General features: G+C 63.6%; 1 protein-coding gene, 1 pseudogene and 1 other annotated feature. The gene and the pseudogene both read left to right on the forward strand.

Annotated features, from left to right (window positions below):
• A partial coding sequence (gene cas5c, locus I71_RS25270) for a type I-C CRISPR-associated protein Cas5c (RefSeq protein ID WP_042700275.1) occupies positions 1-627 on the forward strand: 627 nt, incomplete at its 5' end.
• Between the two features lie 249 nt (positions 628-876).
• Positions 877-1,532: pseudogene (locus tag I71_RS36440) on the forward strand (IS3 family transposase); the annotation flags it as partial.
• Positions 1,161-1,277, forward strand: a sequence feature (AL1L pseudoknot). Its footprint overlaps the pseudogene before it by 117 nt.

Raw genomic sequence — 1,532 nt, forward strand, 5'->3', positions numbered from 1 at the left:
TGCTTTTCATGCGCCGAGTTTAAGACCGAACGTGTCTCCTATCCGGTCATTACACCATCTGCAGCTCGCGGAATTTTCGAGGCTGTTTACTGGCGTCCCAGGCTGCGCTGGGTCATCGACCAAATTCATGTGCTCAAACCGATTCGCTTTCAGTCGCTGACGCGCAACGAGATCGGTGACCGCATCTCGGCCATTTCCGTACGCCATGCAAAGCAGAGCGGCGACATTCAAAGTCTGCCGCGGAACGCCGCGGATATCCGGCAGCGCCGTGCCGCGACCTTTTTAGTTGACGTCGATTATTTGATTTCCGCTCGCCTTCGTCTGACGGATGATGCGCCAAGCGGTGACAGGCTCGATGAACCCCTTACCATCTTTCGTCGCAGAGCCCGGCGTGGCCAGTATTTCCGCTCACCTTATCTTGGCACACGCGAATTTCCAGCCGACGTTGTGCTGTGGGAGGGGCGGGTGCCTGAGCACCAGTTGCCCGCTGATCAGCGCGACCGCGATCTCGGCCCGATGCTGCTCGACATCGATTACGCCGACAATCACGCCGCCCGGTTTTTCCACGCCATTCTGCGCGATGGCGTCATCAGTGTTCCGCCTTTCGTCGCGACGGTGCGGTCATGACGGTCCTCGCCTCTCTCACTTCCCATTACGGACGGCTGGAATGTCGCCGCGAGGTCCCGTCCTTCGGTTTCACGCGTGAGCGCATTGCCTTCAGCCTCGTACTGTCGACAGACGGAGAGCCCGTCGCCTGTGACGACCTCCGCCTTTCCACTGACGGACGGAACCGCGGCGGTGGTCAGTCGATGGCGGTTCCACGTGAACCGCGCCGGGTTTGTCGGAGGCTCCGTTTCTTGAGAGACTGGGGTCATCATGACGAAAGCGGCATCACGCAAATACGCTCCTGAAGTCCGCGAACGCGCGGTTCGGATGGTGTTCGAACACGAGGGGGATCACGCCTCGCAGTGGGCGGCGATCGGCTCGATCGCGGCGAAGATCGGCTGCACAGCGGAGACGTTGCGGGGCTGGGTCCGGCAGGCTGAGCGCGACCAAGGCAAGCGGCCTGGCCCGACGACGGATGAGCAGGAGCGGATCAAGGCGCTGGAACGTGAGGTGCGGGAGCTGCGCCAAGCGAACGAGATCCTACGCAAGGCGTCGGCGTATTTCGCCCAGGCGGAGCTCGACCGCCCGTTCCGAAAATGATCGCCTTCATCGACGCGCACCGCGCCGTTCACGGGGTCGAGCCGATCTGCCGAGTGCTGCCGATCGCCCCGTCCACCTATTACGCCCATGCCGCCCGACAGGCCGATCCGTCCAAGGCGCCGGCCCGCTCGCGAAGCGACGCCGAGCTGAGTGGGGCTATCCGGCGGGTCTGGGACGCGAACTTCCAGGTCTATGGGGTACGCAAGGTCTGGCGGCAGTGGGGGCGGGAGGGCATCGACGTGGCACGCTGCACGGTGGCCCGGCTAATGCGCCAGATGGGCCTGAAGGGGCAACGCGCGGCAAGGCGGTGCGCACCACGATCAGCG

The organism is Azospirillum sp. B506 (genome assembly GCF_000333595.1).
Lineage (GTDB): Bacteria > Pseudomonadota > Alphaproteobacteria > Azospirillales > Azospirillaceae > Azospirillum.